Annotated in this window: 18 protein-coding genes; all 18 read right to left on the bottom strand. The window is 54.3% G+C overall.

Annotated elements, in window-relative coordinates:
- Entirely contained in the window at positions 1 to 771 is a 771-nt protein-coding gene (locus tag A3H92_02295) for a hypothetical protein (GenBank protein ID OHC75525.1), read from the bottom strand.
- The gene (locus tag A3H92_02290; GenBank protein ID OHC75524.1) at positions 768 to 1,580 is read right to left on the bottom strand and encodes a hypothetical protein; all 813 of its coding nucleotides are present in this window, start codon (positions 1,578 to 1,580) and stop codon (positions 768 to 770) included. The genes A3H92_02295 and A3H92_02290 overlap by 4 nt, the downstream gene beginning before the upstream one ends.
- Complete coding sequence (locus A3H92_02285) at positions 1,573 to 2,466, bottom strand: hypothetical protein (GenBank protein ID OHC75523.1); 894 nt, start codon at positions 2,464 to 2,466, stop codon at positions 1,573 to 1,575. The genes A3H92_02290 and A3H92_02285 overlap by 8 nt, the downstream gene beginning before the upstream one ends.
- The gene (locus A3H92_02280) at positions 2,463 to 4,286 is read right to left on the bottom strand and encodes a hypothetical protein (protein ID OHC75522.1); all 1,824 of its coding nucleotides are present in this window, start codon (positions 4,284 to 4,286) and stop codon (positions 2,463 to 2,465) included. Before A3H92_02280 ends, A3H92_02285 begins: the two co-directional genes overlap by 4 nt.
- A gap of 48 nt (positions 4,287 to 4,334) precedes the next feature.
- Positions 4,335 to 5,396 (bottom strand): hypothetical protein, encoded by a 1,062-nt coding sequence (locus A3H92_02275; GenBank protein ID OHC75521.1) that lies wholly within the window; start codon positions 5,394 to 5,396, stop codon positions 4,335 to 4,337.
- Between the two features lie 112 nt (positions 5,397 to 5,508).
- The gene (locus tag A3H92_02270) at positions 5,509 to 6,261 is read right to left on the bottom strand and encodes a hypothetical protein (GenBank protein OHC75520.1); all 753 of its coding nucleotides are present in this window, start codon (positions 6,259 to 6,261) and stop codon (positions 5,509 to 5,511) included.
- Between the two features lie 337 nt (positions 6,262 to 6,598).
- Positions 6,599 to 8,248 (bottom strand): hypothetical protein, encoded by a 1,650-nt coding sequence (locus tag A3H92_02265; protein OHC75519.1) that lies wholly within the window; start codon positions 8,246 to 8,248, stop codon positions 6,599 to 6,601.
- Positions 8,249 to 8,319: 71 nt separating this feature from the next.
- Entirely contained in the window at positions 8,320 to 9,933 is a 1,614-nt protein-coding gene (locus A3H92_02260; GenBank protein OHC75518.1) for a hypothetical protein, read from the bottom strand.
- Between the two features lie 122 nt (positions 9,934 to 10,055).
- Complete coding sequence (locus tag A3H92_02255) at positions 10,056 to 11,981, bottom strand: hypothetical protein (protein OHC75517.1); 1,926 nt, start codon at positions 11,979 to 11,981, stop codon at positions 10,056 to 10,058.
- Between the two features lie 8 nt (positions 11,982 to 11,989).
- Positions 11,990 to 12,931, bottom strand: coding sequence for a hypothetical protein (locus tag A3H92_02250; GenBank protein ID OHC75516.1), 942 nt, complete (start codon positions 12,929 to 12,931; stop codon positions 11,990 to 11,992).
- Positions 12,928 to 13,683 (bottom strand): 3-deoxy-manno-octulosonate cytidylyltransferase, encoded by a 756-nt coding sequence (locus tag A3H92_02245; protein ID OHC75515.1) that lies wholly within the window; start codon positions 13,681 to 13,683, stop codon positions 12,928 to 12,930. The genes A3H92_02250 and A3H92_02245 overlap by 4 nt, the downstream gene beginning before the upstream one ends.
- Entirely contained in the window at positions 13,680 to 14,648 is a 969-nt protein-coding gene (locus A3H92_02240) for a UDP-glucose 4-epimerase GalE (protein ID OHC75743.1), read from the bottom strand. Before A3H92_02240 ends, A3H92_02245 begins: the two co-directional genes overlap by 4 nt.
- Positions 14,649 to 14,677: 29 nt before the next feature.
- Complete coding sequence (locus tag A3H92_02235) at positions 14,678 to 15,379, bottom strand: acylneuraminate cytidylyltransferase (GenBank protein OHC75514.1); 702 nt, start codon at positions 15,377 to 15,379, stop codon at positions 14,678 to 14,680.
- Entirely contained in the window at positions 15,376 to 17,214 is a 1,839-nt protein-coding gene (locus tag A3H92_02230) for a hypothetical protein (protein ID OHC75513.1), read from the bottom strand. Before A3H92_02230 ends, A3H92_02235 begins: the two co-directional genes overlap by 4 nt.
- Before the next feature lie 17 nt (positions 17,215 to 17,231).
- Positions 17,232 to 18,044: a short-chain dehydrogenase gene (locus tag A3H92_02225; GenBank protein OHC75512.1), complete on the bottom strand. Its 813-nt coding sequence runs from the start codon at positions 18,042 to 18,044 to the stop codon at positions 17,232 to 17,234.
- Positions 18,023 to 18,751: a flagellar modification protein B gene (locus A3H92_02220; GenBank protein ID OHC75511.1), complete on the bottom strand. Its 729-nt coding sequence runs from the start codon at positions 18,749 to 18,751 to the stop codon at positions 18,023 to 18,025. Before A3H92_02220 ends, A3H92_02225 begins: the two co-directional genes overlap by 22 nt.
- On the bottom strand, positions 18,748 to 19,659 hold the full coding sequence (locus A3H92_02215) for a hypothetical protein (protein OHC75510.1): 912 nt from the start codon (positions 19,657 to 19,659) through the stop codon (positions 18,748 to 18,750). The genes A3H92_02220 and A3H92_02215 overlap by 4 nt, the downstream gene beginning before the upstream one ends.
- On the bottom strand, positions 19,659 to 20,297 hold the full coding sequence (locus A3H92_02210) for a sugar acetyltransferase (protein OHC75509.1): 639 nt from the start codon (positions 20,295 to 20,297) through the stop codon (positions 19,659 to 19,661). Before A3H92_02210 ends, A3H92_02215 begins: the two co-directional genes overlap by 1 nt.
- Between the last annotated feature and the right edge of the window lie 3 nt (positions 20,298 to 20,300).

Raw genomic sequence — 20,300 nt, 5'->3', positions numbered from 1 at the left:
TTACAGCCAATCGCCGCCGGTCAACGGAATCATCTGGCCGGTGATGAATTGGGACCATCCCGACAACAGATAGATCATCAGCGCGGCGGCTTCATCCGGATGGCCGCCCCGTTTCAAAGGCACCATTTCGGCGCGTTCCTGCATATCTTTTTCGGTTTTATTGTGCCAGCGTTGATGAAATCCGCTGGCAATAAAACCGAGGCGGACGCCGTTCACCAGAATGTTATCGGGCGCTCCTTCGCGGGCCAGACCCTGGACCAGACATTCGGTTCCGCGCTTGGCGACGGCGTAGGGGAAAGACATGGCGCTGCCGCCGTGCAGAGCCGATTCGGTGCCGGTTAACAAGATGCGCCCTCCCCGGCCTTGTTTTTTCATGCGGGCCATGGCGGCGCGGGCCAGGTAGAAAGGCCGGTTGAGATTGAGGTCGATGTCTTGCTCCCATTCCGCCGCCGGCATGTCCTTCCAATGGCCGCTGAAATGAATGCCTCCCGACAGGACCGCCAGGGCGTCAACGCCTCCCGCTTTTTCAGAAAATTCATCGACAACCGCGACGCAGTCCGCTTCATCCGCGAACTTTCGCGTCAGCGGAATAATGCGGGCGTCATTTTTTTGACCGGCGTGGCTTTGACCATGGGCGCCGATGATGCAGTCCGACCCCGCAAGCAGCATTTTGACAAGGGCTTGGCCCAGGCCGCCGGTGGCGCCGGCGATTAATATGCGCGATCCCGGCGGCGCCTTGGGGGTCCAGTCGGGAAAATTCAGTTTGCTCATCGGTAACATTCTTTCAGAACGGCGGCGCTCCGCGCAATGTCGGCGAGCGGGTCCGCTTCGTTTAACATGCGCTGCTCGATAGAAACAAAACCATCATATCCTATGTCGTCAAGCATACGGCCCATGGCGGCGTGGTCAACGGCTCCGGAGACGCCCAATACCCCAAGACCCGGCTCGTTGGCGTGAAAATGAACCAGATGCTCCTTCACCGCCCGGAAGGTGGCGGGTTCAGCCTCGTTATTGTCAACCAGGGCCTTGGCGTCCAGTTGAACCTGTAGCGCCGGATGGTTTATTGAATTGACGATATCCAGGGATTCAAAGGCCGAGTTGATGAAATCGGCGTCTTGCGGACCCAGCGGCTCGAAGCAATAACAGACGCCGTGGCCTTCGATGCGGCGGCACAGTTCCCCAAGGAAGCCGACCGCTTCCTTGGTCGCTTCATCAAGGGGAGTATTATTGCGTCTGCGTCCGCCGCCGTAGATGATGGTCTTGCCGCCCAGGTCGCGGCATACCGCCGAAAGATGTTCCATGAAGTCCATGGTGCGGCTGCGGGTTTCCCTGTCGCGGAACAGCCCCAATTCCGGGTGGTCATAGAAAATGGAATGCAGCCCGATCACCTTAAGACTGGCGGTCTCCGCCTGTCGGCGGTAAGCCTCGACCTGTTGCGGCGCAGGGCCGGGCCAGGTGTCTCTCCAGACGCGGCCGGGGGCCACCTCCAGTCCTTGCAGGCCTAACTCGGGCAGACGTTCCAGCTCCGCCGCATGATCAAAGGCGTTGAGCGCGATATTGGAGACGGCGAATTTAGGCATTAGGTTTTAAGATAAATTCAGTATTAAAAGCCTCCGGGTGATTGACAAGTTCATTAATATCAAGTGGAGACAGAAAAGAGGATAATACTTCAAATATAAATATGGTATAATTTATTTCATGTAACAGCGAAAGAAGTTCTTCAGGAGTATGCTTGGCCATTTGTTGGGAGCAAAAATAATATTCCAACTGAATAATAGGCCGAAACTTTTTGATTGTGGCTATTCCTCCTTTAAGAAAGTTGATTTCATGGCCTTCCACATCAACCTTCAAGTAATCCATTCGTCGGATGTCATTGTCGGCTATATAGTTGTCCAGAGTATCGAAGCGGGCTTCCTGTGAAAGGATTCTTATCGCCGGGTCATCTTGATTCACATACACCGTAAAGTTTCCGGAATCGCTATCGATTTTCGGTGGGCCGATGAGCATTGAAGCCTTTTTGTCTGAAAGGCCGATGTTAACAGGGATGATGTTTTTCACGTTATTTATGCGGATGTTTTCCTCGAAAAAACTAAACGTGCTTGGCGTTGGCTCGAAGCCGTAAACCGAGGCGCCGTTGATGCGTGAAAAAGCCAGTGCGGATAATCCGATGTTTGCGCCTACATCAAAAATGACCGGACTTGGGCCGCAGAGGACTACGGCCATATCGGCCATTGCGGAGAATTCCTTCAGGCCGTTTATAATATTTCCGGCGGCATAAGGGGTTTTCCATTCCTCGCGGATGGTAAAGCCGTTCCAGCGAAAGACGCGATATCCCTGATTTTTTGATCGCCAACGAATCCATGCCTTCAGAAGTTTAACGGCCATGTCATAAAACAGCAGATAAACGGCGCGCGCAAACGCATACATACGGCGGGTCAAAGGGTGGGAACGCAGGAGTTTTTTCATAAAGGGGCGCCGTTAATGTCGATATTTCCGATTTGAACCAGGCGTTGAAAATCCGGGTTTTTTTCCATCAGTTCATTAAATGTCCCCGTATCTTTGATGTGGCCGTCCTTCATGAGAATCAGGCGTCGGCATCGGCGTACGGTGCTGAGTCTATGGGCGATAATTATCAACGTCTTTTCTCCTGACAATTCTTCAATAGCCCGCGTTACCTCGTGTTCGGTTTTTCCATCAAGGGACGAAGTAGCCTCGTCGAAAACCAGGATGTCCGGATCACGGTAAAGCGCTCTGGCGATGCCGATACGCTGCTGCTGCCCGCCGGACAGCCTCATTCCTCTCTCGCCGACTTCCGTACCAAGCCCCGCCGGCAACTCGGCAACCAGGTCTTCCAGGTGGGCCATGCTGACCACTTCGGCGATGCGCTCTTCATTGATGTTTTCATCCTCTATGCCGAAGGCGATATTGCGCCTGAGGGTGTCATCGAGAAGATAGACCTGTTGAGGGACATATCCTAAATGGTTTTGCCATGCGCGCAAGCGGGAGAAGGCGTCGATGCCGTCAACCAGCATTTCGCCGGTGCCGGGGTGCAACAACCCCATAAAAATGTTGATCAGGGTGGTCTTTCCCGACCCGGAAGGCCCGACCACGCCGATGGACTCTCCTTTGGCGATGCGCAGGTTGATTCCATACAGGGCAGATTTATCCTGGGCCGCTTGTTCATAGCGGAAGGTAAGGTTATTCAGGTGAATTTCATGCTCAAAGGGCAGGCTTTCCCCGGCGTCGCCCTGCTTGTTTTTCTCGGCGTCAATCAGGCCTTCCTGAAAATCCACATACAAAGCATCGACCATTGCGGTGCGTTGTTTGATTTCGGCCATGGAACTGATGATGCGGTTCATGGAGGGCATCAGCCTGAGGGTGGCCATGCCGAACAAGCCGAGGACCGAGATGGCTTCTTCAACCGAGCCGCGTAGTTCCAACAGAACAATAACGACCACCATGAACCCCAGAATAATTATGGTTTCGATAAGCAATCGCGGCGATTGGTTAGCGGTTATGGTTCGTGTTAACAAAACGGCCCGGCGGGCGGTTTTTTCGGCGAAGGCGCGGTTCAAATAATCATGACAATCAAGAATCTTGATATCCTTGATGGCGCCGAATCCCTGGCTGATCGACTTAATGATCTCGGCTTCCAGACTGAACCCTTGTGCGCCCCACCGTTGCAGGAGCGGCGCAAGCTTACGATAAAAAGCCAGGCTCATGATCAACAGAAAAATCCCAACGCCGATGGTAACCCAAGGTTCGACGATCAAAAGCAATAAGCAGGCCGCCGCCGCCAATAAAACATCCATGAGCAGATTCATGATCAGGCGCAGACCGTCGAAGGACGAGCCGATGCTACTGCCTAGGTCGCGTATGGTTTTGGCGGTGTTGCGCCGAAGATGAAAGGCATATGGCCGTTGCAGATATAAATTGAACATTTGCTGCTGAAAAAGCGCCATCCTGGTTTGCGTGAACCGTGTAATCAAAAACAGCATCGTCAGAATGGCGGCGTTTTTCAAAATGAAAAAAACAACAAACACGCCGACCATATAAAATAATAATTGTTGCTGGTCTGCGAGCATCGGTGGGGATAGCGCCCATGCCATATATTTTTGATATTTATCGGTGCTGTTTCCAATTAATGCGAACGACAGCGGCAAGATCATGCCGATGCTGGCCATTTCCAGGATTGATGTCGCCAGCATCGGCGCCAACAGCAGATAAAACTGCCGGCGCGACCGGGAATCCATGAAAGCCAGCAACTTAAGCGCGACGTTAAGCATGAATGGGCAAGGCCCTATGGTTTAATATTTTGATGTTAAAACCTGTTCTCAAAGAGATACGTCGTTCGGAAGGCGTGTGATGGTATAACCCAGCGGCCGGATCGTGGCCTTCATCAGGCATTTTGCCTTGTCTATGGCGCGAAGCCGCGCCAGTCGCAAGGCGCCTTGAGCAGTCGAAGGCAGCGAAGTCGGCTCTTTGGGATATACGCCGTGGAAATTCATAGCCAGATTCAGGTAGGCAATATCGGCTCCCGTTAAGTGCTTGTACCAGCGTTCATTATCGATGGCGCCGACGTAGGGCTGGATGGCTTTGTCTTCAAAGCTCACATTATTCCCCCGGACGACGTTTTCGGACGTGTTGCCGTGGAAAGTACCGCCGCGCCGGTTGAGTAGCTTGATGTTCCTGACTTTCTCGCCCAGCCATTCGGAAATCTCGAACAGACATTTGTCGGTATTTTCGGTTAAGTCCTCGTAACGCACCACCAGAAATCTTTCATGCCGGAACGTGGCGGCAAAGCGTAAAGCGTCTTCCTTGTTGAGATTGTTGGACACGAGGTCATCCCAGCCGCCTTTCTTTTCCGAGGAATAGGTGGCATAGGGCGAACGCACGAGTTCGAGCCAGTAAGCCCTGGGCGAATCGAGAAATACAGGCGCGTAATTATGATTGTATGTCCACTTTGTCGCCATGACTTTGACGCCGGTTGCTTCCCCCATCGCCGCAAGAAGCGCCGCGATATCGGTGATTGGATCGTGCTGGCTGATGATGTCCATGAGCGCCATGAGCTGATCCTTGGATAATCCGTAAATATTGTTGTGTTCCGAGGCTAAGTAATGCGGCGACGTGCTGATGCCGGCAATCATGGACATGTAGGAATTCATGAGGGCATAACGCAGGAGGCTATATGACTTCTCCGTTATTCTGTTCATGCCGGAGGTGAATGATTCGCGGACGATAAAATCCTTTTCAGGCAGTCCGCGCATGCCGGCGATGATCCGCAGCATCTCAAAAAGATGACCGAAGCATATCATGTCCGGCTGAGAGTCGATCAATCGCTCCAGCATGGTGGTGCCGCTGCGGTGAAGGCCGTTGATGACTAGAGACTTGATCATGTCTGTATCCTATCGATATTGGGAACTATCTTTTCGACGGTCTCGTCCGGCGTTGTGGACTCCACGTCCAAAGCTTGGTCATGTTGCAAAATTGTGGTGCGCACGTTCTCAATTATGTGAGCGCGGCATCACATTTTCGAGGCATGTTAACATCAGGTTTCTTGGCGATAATTCTCAGGTCGCGTCCGCGTTCGCCTGCGGCATGGTAACTTTCAAAGGATTGAAAGACGGCATCATGGGAATACAGATGTCCGCCATCGCTGTTGATCGGCTCCTGTTCCCAAGGACGCCCCCCGGGAGCAATGATGACTTTATCCGGCGCAGGGTTCAGCCGGTCAATGAAGAAACGCGCGGATTTTGATGTAAAGTGCAGTGTGTGCGGGATGTCCATTCGGTCAGGTATCTTATGATACTCCTGAGTTGTATTGGGCACCTCAAGAAACAGAAAGCCGCCGGGCGCTACATGTTCCCATAAGAATGATAATGAAGCAGATGGATCGAGCAAGTGCTCCCATACTCCGGTGGCGGCGACAATGTCAAAAGACCGGCCTATCAAAACCCCTTCAGCATATACTTTTTCGAAAACATTCATCTCTTTAAGGAGGTTCACTTTTCTTTCTACGTCGGTCGCAAAAAGTTGCCAGTCAGGCCTCTTGAACTTGATCTGTTGCGCAAGGCCGCCAAGGCCGGCGCCGAAGTCAAGAAGTGAGCAGACGGTTTTGTCGCTACAATAGAACAGTAAGAAATCTACTCTGTTAATTAATTCGGGAGACGAATCTATATTATTTTCGCTTATATTCAAATCTTCCGGCGTTGATTGGTAGTATTCGTTATAAAATAATTTGACATCATTATGTGACGGCATAGGCTCGATTTTTCCAAACCCACAATCTTCACATATTGACAAATTATGGTGGCAAAAAACAGATTGAGTTAGTCGCCCGCTCCAATGTTTCCCGAAAAAAACCCTTAAAAAAAGCAGCAAATGCACAACGCGCCATACAACCCTGCGAATAGCGAAAAGATACGGGTTTGAGGTCATATCGGCTCTATAGACCCGCCTAAATATCCGTACAGAACCGCACGCATCACATTGTTTCATTCGAGAATTCTCCGGATAAATTCAGTGAAGTAGTTCTATTCGACCGGACAGTCCGGTAGCGAAGTTAAGATGCTTTTGCAACAGGCCTATCTGGAGCACGTCAGGATTGCAGGGATGCGATGGCTTCATCGGATAATCGGCTGGGACTGAAATAGAAGGCGTCATTGGAATTAGCGCGGCATCCGGTTCCGCCCTCGACATAGTGCCGTAATTTTTCTTCCTGGGTCAGTCCCAGGAATTCGGATTTATATATATCCATAAATTCAGCCAGAACGGCATCTCCTTCGGCGTCGGCGGTTTCGGCGCGGCGGAGTCTTTCCCATTGATCCTTGGGGAAGTAGCAATAGAGAGGCACTACGCGCATCAGACCGTCAATGTCGCCGGCACTCAGATACGGAGCCGGCATGGACAGGAGTGATCGTGAGGTGGTGTGAACGGTTATGGTATTCGGATCCAGCCAGCCGTTGCGAACCGCCACCTCGCGCAGTTTGGCGCCGTGGTAGGGAGTGAAGATGCTGACCGTGATCGAGTCATAGCCACAAATCGAACGGACCAGTTCGACGGTATCCATGACATGCTCTCGCGTCTCGCCGGGGAAGCCGATGATCAGATTGACGGAAAAAGCAATTCCGGACGCCGCGATACGCTCGAACGATTCAATGATCTGACGGTTGTTGTTGCGGCGTTGCAGTACGTTGCGCCGGAACTCCTCGTTGCCTGATTCGATACCGAACGAGATACGGTAGGCTCCGACTTCCTTAAGTCGAATCAGAACATCTTCGGTGCAGGCCTCGGGCCGGGTGTTGAACCAGAACGGCAGCTTATATTCTTCATACATATTGCAAAATTCAAAGATTTCCCGGTAGGGGCGGGCCAGAAAACTGTCATCAATAAAGTAAAAAAATTCCGGGTGATATCGGTCGATGACTTCACGCAATTCTTCACGCAGTTGAGTCATGTTCTTGCGCCGCAGGAAATTGCCGAGACCCGCCGCCCGTGATTGTGATGTCTGCATAGGTGAATTACAGAATGTGCAGGTAAAGGGACACCCGCGATAAGTTTCGATCGGCATGGTGCGAAAGATTTTTCCGCCCATGGGCCGGTAGAAGCGTCGTTCATCGAACAAGCTGAAATCGGGGCGATATTTGCCTATATCCACTAACGGCGGACGGGTATTCTTGCGAATACGTCCGTCGGGCAGGCGCGTCCATACGCCGTTAATGTTCTCGGTAGGCAATCCCAGGCGAATCGCTTCGGCCATTTCAAGGACGATCTTCTCTCCCTCTCCCAAAGCGATTTGCCGGATTACCGGATGCTTGAAGCAGGTTTCCGGCGCGCTGGTGGGAAAAACACCGCCGACCAGGTGGGCAATAGCCAAGTCGTTAATTGCCGTCATTAAGGATATACATTGAAGGAAGGCATCCTCAACAACCGAATACAGAATAAGGTCGGGTTGAAACGCCGATACTTCTTCGCGGAAATCGACGCACATGTCGCTGCGACGCGGTTTGATGCCCAGGTCGTGCTCGTAGTCGAAATTACGCGCTTGTGAGAACTTGACGCGGTTCTCAGGGCTGGAACTGTCTACTTCCGGCGGCAGATAGCCGGTGGTTTCGAAGAGTTTGACGGCGTATCCCTGACCTTTGAGTATCCGCGTAAAAATACTTACGCTGAGTGACGGAACCAGCATCAGCGGGAGATTGGGGTAAACGATCAGGACTCGGAAATCGGTTTTATCCTTCATGGTCATTCACTATGCTTCCGGAGATTAGGGGTAAGCGAACAGGTTGACAGCGGATTGGGGCGCGTTCCGGCGGCCGATTATATGCTGTTGTTCACGCTTTTGAATTCTGGCGGCAAGCCGATGTCTTCTCTGACGATATCGAAGAAAACTCGTCCTGAAAGATCGATAAGATCGGCGTAACTTTCTCTGGGGTATTTCCAATCCCCGGATTCCAGATTCTTGACCCGCATTATGGCTTCTTCGGCGGATTTTACGCAAATTCCCGGAAAATTCCTGAATATGCAAACCTCATGGATGTCCGAAATATCGAGCATGAATGACGCCAAACCGAATTGCATAGCCTCAATAACCACGGTTGAGGGGTCTGAAAAGGCGAAAGTCACCCGTTTGAAAATGTCGAAAATAGGATCGCGGGTATAAACAACATTTGTAAGGCCGCAGCTACAGGCGTTGACAAAATCTATACCACGTTTCATACCGGCGTAATTGGCCTTTACTTGCAGCCAAATGGTGCGTTCGGGAAATGCCGTTGCAAGACTTCGCACGATTTCTACAAAAATTGAGGAGTTGGTGAAAAGACCGGCGAGAACGGCTATGTCATTGGGACGAGGATCGCCCATGCACATATAATCCTTTCTGGATGCTCCAAACGTTCCTGACGGCACGACGGCCATGTCCTTCGCCCATGTGTCTTTATATATCTCTTGAAGAATTTTTCCGAAGACATAGTAGCGGTCGTAATTTATGTAGCGAAACGGGGCCAAGAGATCGGCATATGGGCCAAAGCCCAGGCAGACCCCATATGAGTGTTTGCCGATGCGGTTCAACTCCTGACGCCTTAGTATGTGCTCCACATTGTATTCGTCGCGTCCCCAGAAATATTCCGGCGTGAAGCGCGAGAATAATGCCCGCAGCATCGTTCTGCGGTGCGGCAGGGTGGCGATCTGGAAGAAAACGGCAGGATCCATGGACCGAAAATGTTTAAAAAGGCGGAATGTGTCTCTCATTGCAAGCGCCGATAATTCAATGCCATCCCGAATCGTCAATAGTCCATCCTTGGAATTACATGTGCGGTAGGTGTTGAGCGTTTCTTCTTCAAGGGGGTGGCCGGACAAACACCTGATAACCAGTAATATCGGCCCACCGTCCGCAATTTCCCGGTAAAGGTGAACATCACGTGGATCGCCCAGATAATCCGCTGCGAAAAAAAAGGTTTCATGTCGGAACCCAAAGGGCCGTACGCGCGAAATTATCCAGGCGCAGGCATAGACGGCTATGGCGACGGCGGCGAGCATATTGACCGCCGGGTGGTAAAGGGAAGTTCGTGGGGTGATGTCCTTGAAACACGAACGCTCGGCATAAACATTCATGGCTTGCAGCATGGCGGGAGGCAATCCCTTGACTTTTGCCCCCGCTAGTTCCGGTTTGTCCAATGCCGCCGCCAGTGTAAGAATAAAGATGAATCTCCAGTCGAAGTGCTTACATACGACATTCTTATACGCCATGGCATAATCGGGAATGATTCGGTCCACCTTTGCAAAGTCGAAATAGTCGTTTATCCACGGCTCGATTTTTCCGAAAACATTATACAGATAGACCTCTGAATGTCTGTCCTTGACATGTTGGAGGTCGGGGCACAGTTCGATCAGATCGTGCGCCCGTCCGGATCTGATCGACCAGACGAGAACCATTTGGAGTGGGCGCTGCAGAATGAAAAACAAAGGATCAATACAAAGGACATAAACTTTTCTACGAAACAGGCACAATAACACAAACCGGAAAACCGTTATCTCGTTGAGAATTATTATATGCGTCATTGTCGGGTAACTTCATCCACATCAAGGATTACCTTGAGCACATCGCCACTCTTGCTTTTTTCCCATGCGGCGTGAAAATCATCAAGCCTCATAGGGCATTGGAGATAGGCGTCAAGATCCAGCTTATCAAGCAGCTTGATCGCTTCTTCAAAATCTTCCGCCGTACTGCCGACGGAACCGACGACCGTCTTGTCATAGGCGGTTACGGCCTCAAAGGAAAACGGCTTCTTGCCGTAGGGCAGTCCCAGCAACAATATGGAGGCGTCGGCCGGGCTTAGGTGAAGAACCTTGTCCAGCACTTCCGGGTCGCCGGTGATCTCGATAATGACATTGAATTTTGCGAGGTCGTCCAGACAGTCGGAACTTTTTATGCCTGTTCCATCGAACAGGGCGCGGCGTTTGGGGTTGCGGTCAAAAGCGGTGACTTCATGGCCGAAATGGGCCAGCGTTTTGGCGAACATGTGGCCCAGCGGACCGGCGCCGACGACGAAGCAATGTCGCCGCCCCGACTTGGCACCAAGCAACGGAGTCAATCGGCGCAGACTCTTCAAGACCACCGCCAGCGGTTCGGCGAGGGCGGCCCGGCGCAAGTCCATGGTTTGCGGCAGCTTATGGACAAAGCGCGCCGGCGCGCTCACATAACCGGCATAGGCGCCGTTACGTCTTAAAACGCCCAGTTCGGCCCGTTCCCCGCAACCGATGAAGTTGCCGGATCGGCATTCCCCGCAGATTCCGCAACTCTGGATGCATTCGACGACTACCGGCGTCTGTTCGGCAAGGTTTTTGACGTTCCGGCCAACGGCGACGACGCGGCCGCTGAATTCGTGGCCGGGAACGATGGGGTACTTGGCCATGCCGTTTTTGTAATAGCCGAGGGCGCCGCTGAAAATCTCCAGGTCGGTGGCGCAGACCGCCACATGGGCGACGCGAATCAAGACATCGCCCGGCTTTATCTCAGGGATTTTCAGTTCCTCGAAAGCGGCCCGGTTGGGGCCATGAATAACAACGGCTTCGGTGGGGCGGTCGAAAAAGACCTTTTCCTGTGATTCCCGCGTTTCAAGGGGATGCGATTCCAGTAGTCCCTTGAGAGCGCCTGTGTTTTTATGCAGGCGGTAATAAATGATTTCGCGCATTCGCTGTCCCGGCGTCAAGCGGGCGCTTACCGGATTATCATTAACGGTCACGGCATTATAGAAATCACTTAAAGTGAAAAATATTTCCCGCATCAGTTCTCTAGGAGCGGAGGCGCGGCTCTTGATGCCGATTCTTCTGAAAGATACCGCTTCCCGGTAGGCGCGGCGGCGGATCTGCCCCCATGTTTCTTCGTGGATATGTTTAAGAACGGCAGCAGGCTCGTAGGCCGCTTTATATCCTCGCGCCATCCAATGCTTCGCCCAGTCGATATCCTCCAGTCCGAGGAGTTTTTCGTCGAAGGGGTATTGCTCCCACAGTTCTTTGCGGATTGCGGAATTGGCGTTGTTGACGGCGAGGCGCTCCATCGATTCAAAAAGTTTTTGGTCGCCGAACATGCGCTTGTAGTCTTCGTTCTCGCTGAATTTCGAGCAAGCCGCGCCGATTTGCCGACCGTAGGACATCGCCGTTTTTTCTTCCCTTAAGGGAGCAATCAGATTTTCCAGCCAATGATCGTTCTCAGGGATGGTGTGGGCCGAGGCGATGGCGATGAAGCGTCCTTGCGCCTCTTTGATTCCGGCATTCAGTGAATAGCCGTAGGTGAAATCGTGGCTGTTGATGCAGACCAGACGGGCGGCCCGCTTGCCGGCGATTTCACGGGACCGATCCAGCGATCCCGAATCCACGGCGATAACCTCGAAGTCTTTATATGTCTGGCGGTCAAAACCATCGAAAAGCCTGTTCAAATGCTTTTCTTCATTGAACATGCGGACGATGATCGAGGTTTCCACGAGAGTCTCTACGCTGCTTCATTAAGAGCGTTAAGAAGCTGATTGAGGGTGCTCCAATGCACCCGCTCCCACGCCTTGGGGCTTGAGTTGGAGTTGTGGGGCGCCGTCATGACATTGTCCATTTTAAGCAGCGGACTATTCCTGGGCAGAGGCTCACATTCAAAAACATCTAGCGCGGCGCCGGCGATCAATCCCTGTTGAAGGGCGTCAATAAGGGCCGGCTCATCGACTATCGGTCCTCGCGCCAGATTGATAAACACCGCAGTCTTCTTCATCGCCGCGAATTGCGGCGCCCCCATCAGGCGATATGAGGTCGGGTTGAGGTCGCAGTTGATGCTGACGAAGTCGGCGCCGGCGAACAGATCGTCCTTGGAGACCATCCCGACGCCCAGTTCTTCAATGAGGTTCGGGTTAATCTCGCGGATGTCGTTAGCCAGCAGCTTCATGCCGAAAGCCTTGGCGCGGCGCAGGGTCGCCGTGCCGGTATTGCCGACGCCGATGACTCCCAGCGAACATTCATTGAGCGCCCGTCCCGGAATTTTGTCCCAGATTCCCTGTTTCATCTGGGCGTCCATCCAGGGTTGACGCCGGGCGAAGGCGAGAATGTAGCCGAGCGCGCTGTCGGCCACCGGGTGAGTGAAGGCGTCCGGCGTCCGGCAAATGCGGATGCCCCGCCTTTCCGCCGCTTCCTTGTCTATGGAATCGATGCCTGTGCCCCATTTGGCGATGACCTTGAGTCTGGGGGCTGCCGCCAGCACCCGGTCGGTGAAGCGGTCATCGCCGCAAATGACGCCGTCAATGTCGGAAACAATGCCCAGCAAATCTTCTTCTTCCAGCCGCTCTTTCACCTTTGCCGGGACGATTTCCATATTATTTTTTACGAAAAAATCGGAAAAGCGGTCGATTGCCGGCAGCATGTAGGGGGCGCTGATCAGAATTTTCCAGGTCATGACGAATAGCTTTCGGTTAAGGGATCATGAGTCATCAATTTTTCCACACGGGTCAGATCCTCGGGGGTGTCCACCGCGTGGGTGTTGAAGCGGGTTTCCACCATGCGCACCGGATAACCGTGTTCAAGGAAACGCAACATGTCGATGGATTCGGCTATCTCCAGGGGCGTCGGCTTCAGCGCCGAAAATGTCTTCAGAGCCTGGCGGCTGAACGGGATGATGCATACCTGCTTGTACGGGGTTATCGCCGCGAAGTTTGCCTCAACGGCGTAAGGAATCGGCCGGCGCGAGAAGTAAAGGGCATTGCCGGTCCGGTCGATTGCCACCTTGATGGTGTTGGGGTTGTTGAATTCATCCATGCTTTCTATGCGCGTAGTCAAATTGACGCAGGAAATATCCGGGTTATTGCCGAAGGGCGCCGTCGCCTCGTCGATCATGTCCGGGCGCGTCATCGGTTCATCGCCCTGGACCATGACCACCACATCGGCCTCGATGCCCTCAATGGCCTCGGCGACGCGGTCGCCAGCCCGCTCGTGGCGGTTTGAGGTCATCACCGCCTTGCCGCCGAAGCCTTCGACCGCATCGCGGATTTTTTCATCACAGGTGGCGACATAGACCCCCAGGAGAGACTTGCTCATGGCGGTGCGCCTGTAGACGTGCTCAATCATGGTTTTGCCGAGCAACGGCGCCAGCGGCTTGCCGGGGAATCGCGACGAGCCGAGGCGGGCGGGAATTATGGCGACGATTTTCACGCTCGTTTCCGTTCCCATTCCAGGGCGGTGCGAATGATGACGTCAAGGTCGGTAAAGCGGGGAACCCAGCCGAGGATTTTCCGAATGCGCGTGACATCGGCCACCAGTTCGGGGACATCGCCGGGACGGCGCGGCGCGATGCGGATATCAAGGGTTTGACCGGAAACTTTTTGTACGGCGTTCAAAACCTCGCGCACCGAGGCGCCCCGGCCATAGCCGCAATTCAGAATCAAGTTATCGCCTCCGTTCAAAAGATGATTGAAGGCCTTGACATGAGCGTCCGCCAGATCGCTGACATGGATGTAGTCACGGATGCAGGCGCCGTCGGGCGTATCATAGTCGTCGCCGAAAATTTCCATATGCCGGCGCCGCCCGAGAACCGTCTCGACGGCGATCTTGATCAGATGGGTCGATTGGGGGCCGACCTGACCGGCGCGGCCTTTTGCGTCGGCGCCGGCGACGTTGAAATAACGCAAGGCGGCGTAACTAAGGCCATGGGCCGAGGAAACGTCTTTCAATATTCTCTCGATGATCAGTTTTGAAAAGCCATAGGGGTTTTCCGGCGCCGTCGGCGCATCCTCATTGATGGGAACGGTTTTGGGGCGACCGTAAACGGAAGCGGTTGATGAGAAGATAAAGGTCTTGATATTTTCCGCCAGCGCCGCCTCGATCAGTGCCCGGCCGGCTTCGGCGTTGTTGCGGTAATATTTCAGCGGGTCGTGGACGGATTCAGGAACGATGATCGACCCGGCAAAATGCATTATGCCGCAACATTGGTTTTCCCTGAGCGTTCGCCGCACCAGCGCCATGTCGGCGACGTTTCCCTGAACAAAGGGGACGCCCTCGGGGACCATATCCCGGCTTCCCGTGGACAGGTCGTCAAGGACGACTGCCGGTATGCCGGCGGCGACCAGGGCCAGCACCGTGTGGCTGCCGATATAGCCGGCGCCGCCGGTGACGAGGATGGGGCGGGGTATGGGCTTGGCCTTTATGTTCAAAACGGTTTACGCCGCGCCTGCATGATGGTTTCGACCAGCAGTAAATCCAGTTCGGTGTCCACGTCGATTGATCGTTCGGGAGGCATGACATAGGCCGCTGTATCCGGGGCGTAAAACGTCTGGTTTTTCCTGTACCATGGAACTTCCGCCACATAGACGGCGCCGTTGGCGGCATAGGCGGCGGGCAGATTCTGGCGTTGGTGCCAAGGTCCGTCTTTTTTCAAAAACGGCGACATGCGTCCCTGACCATCTATCTGAAACATCCAGTAGGGTGATTTTTCGGTTTTGCATACGGAGACGCAGGCGGGGACGCCGCGTCGGCGGCATGTCGTGATGCAGTTGTCGATATCCTGCGCCTCGCGTAAGGGTGAAGTAGGTTGCAGAAGCACAATATAATCATAGGTTTCTTCAAGATGATCGAGGGCGTGAATAAGCGCATGCTCGGTCGAGGTTTCATCGTGCGCAAGCTCAAGCGGTCGTTTGAAGGGGACGTCACATCCCCATTCCCTGCCTACCCGAATAATTTCGTCGTCGTCTGATGACAGAATAGTTCTATCCAAAAGACTTGATTTTTCGGCGGCGTCGACGCTCCACGCCAGCATCGGGCGGCCGCCCACTTCAAGGATATTTTTGCGCGGCAGTCCTTTGGAGCCGCCGCGAGCGGTGATCACCGCCAATACCTTTTTGCCGTCAATCATGCCGCCTCGTTGCTTTCCGCCAATGCTTTCCAAACGCAGCCGACGGAATCGGGGATATCATCCATGGAACAAAAATCCTGGAGAATGGCTGTTGCGTCCGGCTTCATGCCGCTTTTCAGGGCGCGCCGTAAATCCGCCACCGAGGACATGATGGGGGTGTTTTCAAAATACGCGGGGTTGATGCCGGTGGGCCAGGGGCGGAAAGCGAAATAAGAACGTCCCGCCCCCAAGGTTTCCAGCAGGGCGCCGGACCCTATCGGTCCGGCCACAAAATCGGCCCAATAAATATGATCAATCAATCCGCCGTCCTGAAAAACCGGATAATTTAATTTGTGAAAGGTCAGTATTTTTTCAAAATACGCCTTTTGTTTCGGCATTCCGGGGTGCAGCTTGATGCGGATGTTTTTATATCCGAGATCGGTTAATGTCCTGACAACATCCACCAGCGTTGAAAACATGTTGGACATGAGTCCTCGGCTGTCGTCGCCGTCCGTGTAACAAGGCATGATCAGCCAATTATTTTGCCTCGGCGGCATCGTTTCCGGTTTTTGTCTCCATGCGCCGTCAGGAGGATAGCCGGCGCGAAGGCGCTTCAGGCCGAAAGCGGATTTTTGCGCCCATCTTTCGTCGACGGCTCCTCTGGCCAGCAGACGATTGTTTCCCCCCCGGGCGATGCGGGCGTCGTTTTGCCGGTCGGTCAGAAACATCCCATTGAGCAGTTCATCGAAAGGAGCGTTGTGAACGCGGGCTGTCTCGGCAATAATGCGGCATTCCGTATTTGTAATGTCGCCGACCATTACGCGACGGAATTGATGGCGCTTCATAAAGGCGTTGTAGCGCTTGACCCTCGCGGCGCGGTCACGAAGCAATCCGGAGTCAATACACCTTTCCTTGATGAAGGCGCGACGGGCTTTCTCAAGACCGCTTGCAGGGGCGGACCATGACTTAAAGAGCTTTTGCGTCATAGCCCGTAAGGCCGCCTTATCGGCGCCGGTTAAAGAGGCTCGGGGCAGTTCGGCGAGAACGACACCATTTTGCCGGCATGATCGAAGGAAGCGCAGCGACTTGGGCCATTGTTCCGCCAGAATGACCGGGGCCACGGCGGCGTCTCGGCTCTTTTCCAGCAAAGCATCCATAACGGCGGCGTTATTGAATAAAAAGACTTTCGGCTTGCCGCTTCTTAGCCGCCACAGCAGGCCGAAGGCGGCCCCCACAGCCATGGCGTAGCAACCTCGAAGAAACTCGCGTAACTGCGGCTCCTCAATACGGACGCCGTAAAGGGTGGTTTCGGGCGCCGCAGGGTCATGCCTGTCAACGAGGACGGCGCCGTGACGATCCGCTGTTTCGCGGACCAGATCGCGCCGGATATGGGGGTCCAGAAGGTCATAGTCTGATCGTAAGTCGTAAAGGATTATCTCGGAAGGCCCGAAATGCAGGCAAATTCGATCCAGGGCATGGGAAAGCCGGTCGTAAGCGCGACACGCCAACGTCACCTCGCGCCAGAAAAGGGTTGCCAGCGAAACGCCATGAAATTCGGTGACATCGACGCCGTCCACCTTGGCCCAGTCGTTATAGTGCAGGTAAAGTTCGCCTTCCTTTATTTCCGGGTTGATGCGCTCGGCGAGCGCCCATTCAAAATGGATACAGTGTCGGTTTTCGCTCACGCATTGACGCCATTGCAGCCAGTCCGTAGTGACGATCAGGGTCGAGTCATCATGCTTTACGTTTTCCAGATGACGGGGATGAGATATCAGGGCCAGACGCGGGTACTGACCCCGGATATGTTCCGGGAGCTTCAAAACCGACAATTCGCTAAGGTCTTCAAGCCGCTCCAAAGGAGACTGCAACGGGCTTACCACGCCGTCCACCCGCCATCGACCGTCATCATCTGCCCGGTCATATAGCTTGAGGCGTCGGAGGCCAGATAGACGACGGCGCCGACCATTTCCTCGGCCTGCGCCATGCGGCCCATCGGCACATGTTCATTATAGGCTTTCAGGAAAGGGCCGTCCTGGCCGCTTTCGACGCCGCCGGGAACCAGCGTATTCACCCGGATGCCTTTGTCCGCCCAGTAAGCGGCCAGATATCTGGTCAGCCCGATTACGGCGGCCTTGGATGCGGAATAGACGGCCGGCGTGTTGATTTTTTTACCGATGATATTTGATATCTCATAGATTTTCTGATGAGGGGCGACGATGCCGTAAATAGAGGAGGTCTGGATGATGCTGCCGCCGTTGCCCTGCTTGATCATCTGCTTGCCCACGGCCTGGGCGACCAGGAACATGCCGTCCAGGTTGACGGCCATGATCTCGCGCCATGTTTCCAGTTTGAAATCCTCGAAAGAGGCAAAAAAATCATTCATGTTTGCCGCTTTGGTGGCGGCGTTGTTATGTAAAATGTGAATGCCTCCCAGCTTGTCGCAAACGGTTTTCGCCATTTCCGCTACCGATTGAGGCGAGGAAACGTCGCAAAGGACACCGATGGCCTTGACCCCGAATTCATCGGCGATTTGCTCAGCCAGCGTCTTGGCGGCCGCGCCGTTGACGTCAACCACCGCCACGGCGGCGCCGTGTTCGGCCAAACCTTTGCAAACCGGGGTTCCGATTATGCCGGCGCCGCCGGTCACTACGGCGACCTTGCCGCTCAGGTCAAAGATGTCAGACATGGCTTTTCTCTCAATACTTGGGATAAAAGAAATTCGACGAATTGGAAATCCAGTTCGCAATCAATGTCGAGGGAACGTTCCTCCGGCATAATGAACAGTCGGGTGTCGTCTCCGAAGATCGTATCGCTCCCGGAAAGAAGCGCCCGGCGGCGCCACGCATAGATGGAGGCGTTGAGATCGTAGCACTTGGGAGAGTCCTGGCGTCTTTCTATGGGGGTCTTCAGCGGCTTGCTGAGATGGACCCCGCCCTGTTCATCCACCTCGACCAGATTAAAATAGGGCGAACGCCGGGACGGCGTTCCAGTCAACACTATGCCGACGCCGCCGGCTTCGAGAAGGGCGACGGCGTCCTGGATGTCTTTTACCGCCCGCAAGGGCGAGGTGCAGTCGAGATCAACAAACGTATCGAATTTTGTTCGGCATTGTTTCTCAATCGTTTCGGCGCAGTGACGAATTGCCGGAAGCTTGCCCGCCGTGTCCGAGGCCATTTCGGCGGGTCGCTCAACGAGGTAATCGGCGCCCCACTCATCGGCGGTTTTCAAAATATCATTGCTGTCGCTGCTGACGCCGATCGCCTCGAACAAACCTGATTGGCGGGCTTGTTCAATGGAGTGGGCAATCAAGGGCTTGCCGGCGAGCAGACGCAGGTTCTTGCCCTTGACCCCCTTGGAGCCGCCACGGGCGCAGATGGTGCACAGCCGTTTCATTTCGTTACCCAAACATTCTCAAGGGCGGCCTTCTCGGCGGCGGCGATCATGTGAAGCGCCTCCAGCCCTTCGTCGAGAGAGCAGGCGATGTCATTTTCGCCGGCTAAGGCCGCCTTGTGCTCGGCGATATAAGTCGCGTCACGCTCCGTCTGTAATGATTCTGTTTCGCCTGCGAAATCAATAGTTCCGGCGATCAGGTCGGCGCGGATGGAGCCGTTGTCGGTGAGGACGATGATGTTTCGGCTTGGTGTGCTGTCCAGATAGTTCATTTGCAGGGAAACAATCGGGCAGTCCCTAGTTTTGAATAAAATCGAAAAAATGTCGTCGCTGTCGATTTCCAGTCGGCTGAAGCGCCCTCCGGCGGCGGTAAGTCCGGTCCATCCGCCTAACAGCCGGTTAAGGTAATCCAGTTCGTGGCTGAGGTCCCTGAGAGCGCCGCCGCCTTCGGCTTTGTGGGCCGAGTAGCCGAGACGATAATCCGTTTCCGGGCGCCATTTTGGAAGATACTGGCCGACATAGGCGTGAACGGCCAAAGGAGGGATTTGCTTAAGGATGCCCCTCAACCTGTTGATGACAGGATGAAAACGCAGATTATAGGCGACATGGACGCCGGCAAATTGATGCTCAGGGATGGTCGCCGGTCCGTCGAAGAGAGGTTTTTCCACAAGCACCTTTCCGCGAAAGCCGGTCCCGGCAAGGGCGGCAAAATCCGAGCGATGCTCGCCGGTGCGGCCGGCGATCACCACATAGTCGGGTTTCCAGTCGGCTGCCGCCATGGGAATCGTCGGATAAACTTTAGCGGCGCTTACGACCCGGCGGCTGGCTACCGCCACATTCAGGCCCATATCGGCGAGGATGCGGGCATGACGCGCCCCGCTTGAGCCGAAGCCGACGACCAGCGCCTTCATCACAGCATAGCTTTTTTGGCGGGAACGCCACGGACAACGATTCCGGGCGCGACATTATCGACAACCACCGCTCCGGCGGCGATTATGCAGTCATTGCCTATGGAACATTCCTGGATGACCGTCGCGCCGCTGCCTAAATGAGCGCCGTCGCCGATAATTACGGCTCCGGATAAGGTAACCCCCGGCGCAATATGAACGTGATCGCCGATCCGGCAGTCGTGATCCACCGATGAGCGCGTGTTGATGATGCTGTTGATGCCGGTCCTGACGCCGGTCTGGATGACGACTCCGGCCATGATTTGACACCCTTCGCCGATTTCCACGTCTCTGGCGATGACGGCGGAGGGATGGATAACTGTTCTGAAAACGTATCCAAGCTTTTTGAAGCGGTAGAAAACCGCCCGCCGGGCCTTCGGGTTTCCAGTGGAGCCTATGCCGTTCGCCAGCATGACGGAATCAGGGGCGTGCTCGGCGGCGATGCGGTCTTCCCCGATGATGGGGATGCTCAGGATAGATTGTCCTCGTCTGGCGGGGTCGATGTCGGCGGCGGCGAAAACTTTGATGCCGATCAGCAACAAGGCGTCAATAACGACCTTGGCATGGCCGCCGGCACCGATGATTATAACGGGTCTGTTCATTAA

The sequence above is a fragment of the Rhodospirillales bacterium RIFCSPLOWO2_02_FULL_58_16 genome (assembly GCA_001830425.1).
Taxonomy (GTDB): Bacteria; Pseudomonadota; Alphaproteobacteria; order Rhodospirillales; family 2-02-FULL-58-16; genus 2-02-FULL-58-16.
The sequence above is the reverse complement of the archived record's forward strand: the minus strand, read 5'-3'. Positions and strand labels throughout refer to the sequence as shown.

Excerpts from the sequence above, each read along its gene's own strand:
- A3H92_02295 (OHC75525.1), bottom strand. The coding sequence starts at position 771 with ATGAGCAAACTGAATTTTCCCGACTGGACCCCCAAGGCGCCGCCGGGA.
- A3H92_02215 (OHC75510.1), bottom strand. The coding sequence starts at position 19,659 with ATGAAGGCGCTGGTCGTCGGCTTCGGCTCAAGCGGGGCGCGTCATGCC.
- A3H92_02265 (OHC75519.1), bottom strand. The coding sequence starts at position 8,248 with ATGACCATGAAGGATAAAACCGATTTCCGAGTCCTGATCGTTTACCCC.
- A3H92_02250 (OHC75516.1), bottom strand. The coding sequence starts at position 12,931 with ATGACCTGGAAAATTCTGATCAGCGCCCCCTACATGCTGCCGGCAATC.
- A3H92_02290 (OHC75524.1), bottom strand. The coding sequence starts at position 1,580 with ATGCCTAAATTCGCCGTCTCCAATATCGCGCTCAACGCCTTTGATCAT.
- A3H92_02260 (OHC75518.1), bottom strand. The coding sequence starts at position 9,933 with ATGGTTCTCGTCTGGTCGATCAGATCCGGACGGGCGCACGATCTGATC.
- A3H92_02225 (OHC75512.1), bottom strand. The coding sequence starts at position 18,044 with ATGTCTGACATCTTTGACCTGAGCGGCAAGGTCGCCGTAGTGACCGGC.
- A3H92_02280 (OHC75522.1), bottom strand. The coding sequence starts at position 4,286 with ATGCTTAACGTCGCGCTTAAGTTGCTGGCTTTCATGGATTCCCGGTCG.
- A3H92_02270 (OHC75520.1), bottom strand. The coding sequence starts at position 6,261 with ATGCCGTCACATAATGATGTCAAATTATTTTATAACGAATACTACCAA.
- A3H92_02235 (OHC75514.1), bottom strand. The coding sequence starts at position 15,379 with ATGATTGACGGCAAAAAGGTATTGGCGGTGATCACCGCTCGCGGCGGC.
- A3H92_02220 (OHC75511.1), bottom strand. The coding sequence starts at position 18,751 with ATGAAACGGCTGTGCACCATCTGCGCCCGTGGCGGCTCCAAGGGGGTC.
- A3H92_02275 (OHC75521.1), bottom strand. The coding sequence starts at position 5,396 with ATGATCAAGTCTCTAGTCATCAACGGCCTTCACCGCAGCGGCACCACC.
- A3H92_02285 (OHC75523.1), bottom strand. The coding sequence starts at position 2,466 with ATGAAAAAACTCCTGCGTTCCCACCCTTTGACCCGCCGTATGTATGCG.
- A3H92_02210 (OHC75509.1), bottom strand. The coding sequence starts at position 20,297 with ATGAACAGACCCGTTATAATCATCGGTGCCGGCGGCCATGCCAAGGTC.